At 71.7% G+C, this 4,031-nt stretch carries 3 protein-coding genes; 2 read left to right on the top strand and 1 reads right to left on the bottom strand.

The window, feature by feature from the left end:
- The first annotated feature begins 123 nt into the window (after positions 1 to 123).
- Entirely contained in the window at positions 124 to 1,113 is a 990-nt protein-coding gene (locus tag ACTS11_RS20490) for an amidohydrolase family protein (protein ID WP_442642133.1), read from the top strand.
- The gene (locus ACTS11_RS20495) at positions 1,110 to 3,404 is read left to right on the top strand and encodes a xanthine dehydrogenase family protein molybdopterin-binding subunit (protein ID WP_442642134.1); all 2,295 of its coding nucleotides are present in this window, start codon (positions 1,110 to 1,112) and stop codon (positions 3,402 to 3,404) included. Before ACTS11_RS20490 ends, ACTS11_RS20495 begins: the two co-directional genes overlap by 4 nt.
- Before the next feature lie 223 nt (positions 3,405 to 3,627).
- Here ACTS11_RS20495 and ACTS11_RS20500 read toward each other — a convergent pair.
- A partial coding sequence (locus tag ACTS11_RS20500) for a hypothetical protein (protein WP_442642135.1) occupies positions 3,628 to 4,031 on the bottom strand: 404 nt, incomplete at its 5' end.

Consider the following 4,031-nt stretch of genomic DNA (forward strand, 5'->3'; position numbering starts at 1 on the left):
CGGCCTGCCCATCGCCTGCCAGATCGTCGGGCGGCCCTGGAGCGAGCCGCTGCTCTTGCGCATCGCCGACGCGTTCCAGCGCATCACCGGTTTTCACGAGCGCATCGCCCCGGAGGCCGTTCAATGATCATCGACATCCACACGCACACGCTCTGCCCCGGGGTGAACGATCTGCTGGGCGGGCCGCCGTCGCCCGACCTGATCCCCTACCAGCGCGACATGGCGCCGGAAGGAAAAGCCGTCGATGCGGCGCAGGGCCCGGAGCTGATGCGCAAGTTCAACGACCTCGACACGCGGCTTGCCGCGATGGACGCGATGGGCATCGACTTCCAGATCGTCGCCCCCGCGCCCGGGCAACAGCATTACTGGGCCGAGGCCGAGCTTCTGGCGGCGGTCTCGGCGGTGCAGAACGATCACGTCGCCGCGCTGGTGGCGAAGGCTCCCGGGCGGTTTGCCGGTCTGGGGACGCTGCCGCTCTCCGCTCCGCCGGCCGCGGTTGCCGAGGCGACCCGTGCGGTCGAGGAGCTCGGCCTGCGCGGTTTCCAGATCGACAGCAGGGCAGGGGCGATGGAGCTGTCCGACGCGGCCCTCGACCCGGTATGGAGCAGGCTGTCGCAGCTCGGCGCGGCCCTGGTCATTCACCCGCTCGGGTTCAGCCACGGGCAGCGGTTCGGCGACTTCTTCATGGTCAACACGATCGGCCAGCCGCTGGAGGAGATCATCGCGGCCAACCACATGATCTTCGGCGGCATTCTCGACCGTCACCCGGAGCTGCGGGTCCTGATCGTGCATGGCGGCGGCTACTTCCCGTTCTACCTCGGGCGTCTCGACCATGCGTGGAAGGCGCGGCCCGAGCTGCGCAAGCTGACGTCCCGGCCGCCGTCCGACTACCTGCGCCGCATGTGGTACGACACCTGCGTCTTCGATACCGGCACGCTGGCGCGCCTCCTCGAGCTTGCCGGGCCGGACCGGGTGATGCTGGGCAGCGACTGGCCCTTCGACATGGGCGACACCGACCCCGTGGGCCTTGTGAAGCGGACCGTCACGGAGGCCGCCGCCCTCGAACAGGTCTGCTCCGGCACCGCCAGGCGCTTCTTCGGGATCGAGCCTTGAACGATCCGCTCCGGGGCACGGCAGTCTACAGCGCGGATGTCGCGGCGGAGGATGCGCTCCATGTCGCGTTCCTGCGGTCAGACCATGCGCATGCGGACCTCGTCGGGCTCGACTGCTCCGCCGCACGCGAGGTGCCCGGGGTCGTGGCCGTCCTTGCGGCCGGGGATCTCGGGCCTCTCGGGGATTTCCCCGCGTTTCTCCGCCAGCCCACGGTCGATAACCTTCCGCTGGTCGTGCCGCGCCGTCCCGTTCTCGCCGAAGGCCGGGTGCGCCATGTGGGCGAACTCGTCGCGATGGTGGTCGCCGACAGCCAGGCCGCCGCGGTCGACGGGGTCGAGGCGCTGGTTCCGGAATTCGACGAACGGGTCCCGGTAACGGGCCTCGACGCGGCCGACCTGCCGGACATCCACACGGAGGCCCCGGGGAACACGGCCGCGCGGGTGGCCGTCGGCGATGCGTCGGCCGTGACCTCGGCGCTTGCCCGTGCCCGCCACGTCGTCGAGACCGAGCTCTTTCTGCCGCGGATGTCCCCGGTCCCGCTCGAGCCGCTCTCCGCGGTCGCCGCGCACGACCCCGAGACCGGAATGCTCGACCTCTGGACGCCGCACCAGGGGATCGCCGAACAGCGCCGCGACATCTGCGCGGTCCTCGGGGTTCCGCCCGACTGCGTCCGGGTCCATGCCGATCGCGTGGGTGGCGCCTTCGGTGTGCGCGGCTCGGCCTTTCCCGAGACGATCGCGCTGCTCGCTGCCGCGCGGAAACTCGGACGCACCCTGCGCTGGCAGGGAACCCGGAGCGAGGGCTTCCTCGGTGACTATCATGGCCGCGGCATGCGCCTTTCGGGACGGTTGGCGCTGGACCAAGACCTGCGCTTCACGGCGATCGACGTCCGCATCGAGGCGGATCTCGGCGCCTATGTGCATCCGGTCGGCGCGCATATCTCCGTCAACAATCCGCTGGCCACGCTGACGGGGTGCTACCGGATTCCGGCCGCCGCCGCGGACATCCGGCTCGCCTTCACGAACGCCGTTCCGGTCGGTCCGTTCCGCGGCGCCGGCCGGCCGGAGATCGCGCTCCTCGTCGAGCGGCTGGTCGACGAGGCCGCCGCCGCCACGGGAGCCGATCCGCTGGACCTGCGCGCGCTGAACGCGCTTGCGCCCGTGGACTTCCCCTATGCCACGCCGGTCGGGTTCACCTATGACAGCGGCGATTACCCCGGCCTCGTCGCGCAGGCCCGGCGGGCGTCGAACTGGACTGGCTTCGCCGCGCGTGCCGAGGCGGACGCCCGCCGCGGCCTACTCCGCGGGATCGGGGCCGCCCTCTTCGTCGAGGTGGCCGGCGGGGGCGGCGCGTCGCACGACGCCGTGCGGCTGGAGGTCGACACCTCCGACGGCGCCGCCCGCATCGCCATCGTGACGGCCACCCAGAGCACCGGGCAGGATCACGAGGGCCTCTTCAAGCGTCTCCTCTCGTCGCAGGTCGCCGTTCCCGAGACGGCCATCGTCCTGAAGCAGAGCCAGTCCGCAGAAACGCCGGAGGGCCTCGGCTCCTTCGGGTCGAGGACGACCATCCAGGCGGGCTCCGCGCTGCACGAAGCGGGCAGGGCGCTCGTCGCGCATCTCGTCGCGCTCGAGGCCGCCCGGCGCGATCTGCCGCCCGACGCACTGGCCGCCGACCCGCAGGCGATCCGCGACGCGTCGGGCAAGGTTCTCTGCACCCTCGCCGAAGCGCTCGACCGCGCGGCGCGCGGGGGCGGCTTCCGTGTCACGGGGCGGGCGCCGGTGGTCAACACCTTCCCCTCCGGCTGCCATGTCGCCGAGGTGCGGATCGACCCCGAAACCGGGCGGGTCGAATGCCTCGGCTACTGGGCGGTGGACGATGCGGGCCGCGTCATTTCCCATCATGCGATCGAGGGGCAACTCAGGGGCGGCATCGCGCAAGGGATCGCGGCGGCGTTGATGGACGGGCACCGGTTCGATGCCGCGGGCCAGATCCTGACCGGGACGCTCATGGATTACACATTGCCGAGAGCCGGGGACATGCCGGCGATGCAGGTGCTTGCCCATGACGTGCCGTCCCCCACCAACGCCCTCGGCGTGAAGGGTGCCGGCGAGGCCGGCACGACGGGGGCCCTCGCGGCGACCTGCAATGCCGTCGCGGATGCGCTGCGTCGCGCGGGGGCGCGTCTGCCGGACATGCCGCTGACGTCCGCGGCCATCTGGCAGGCCCTGCAGGCCGATGCCGAAGCCCCGGACGTGCCGGCGGAGTCCCGGCCGGGCCCAGCGTCCTGACCCTCCGACAGGGAAGCGCCGCGACTCGCGCCCGGGGCACGATCCGGGCAGATCGGGCTGGACGTTCCGGGAAAGCCTCTCGACACCCTGTGGAGGCGCGAACTCCGACGGCCACGAAAACCATCCGTCTGACTGGCGATGCCGGGTCCGATCCCGCGGCTCGGACCGGTGCCGTCGACGATGCCAGGGCGCGTCAGGCCGGGGCTTCGGGGCGGGGCGTTCCTCAGGCCGTGTCGTCGGAGTAGATCCGCAGGTACCGTCCGTCGATCTCGATCCCGACGAAGCGCTGGCGGAAGGCCAGGCACAGGCGCTGCGCCAGCGCGACGACGGCCTCGGTCGCGTCGGTGCGGATGCGCGCGACGTAGACCGGCCGGCGTGCGCCTTCGTAAAGCCCGTGCGCCTCCTCGATCACGGCCGAGGGGAAACCCTGCGCGATCAGATCGCAGAAACGTTCGAGCTCCGCCGCGCCGAGCGGCTCCCGCTCGGTATTGGCCAGATAGACGAGGTGGACGGGCTGCCCCGCGGCGCTGTCGAGCCGGGCGACGACGGCAGGCACGTCGAGACCCGGCGCCATCTGCTCGCGAATCAGTCGTTCGGCCGCAGCCGCCTCGGCGTCGAAGCGGGCCT

This window comes from Roseicyclus sp., from assembly GCF_052168335.1.
Taxonomy (GTDB): domain Bacteria; phylum Pseudomonadota; class Alphaproteobacteria; order Rhodobacterales; family Rhodobacteraceae; genus Roseibacterium.

What these genes read in the sequence shown, in the direction of transcription:
- ACTS11_RS20490 (WP_442642133.1), top strand. Translation starts at nt 124, where the DNA reads ATGATCATCGACATCCACACGCACACGCTCTGCCCCGGGGTGAACGAT.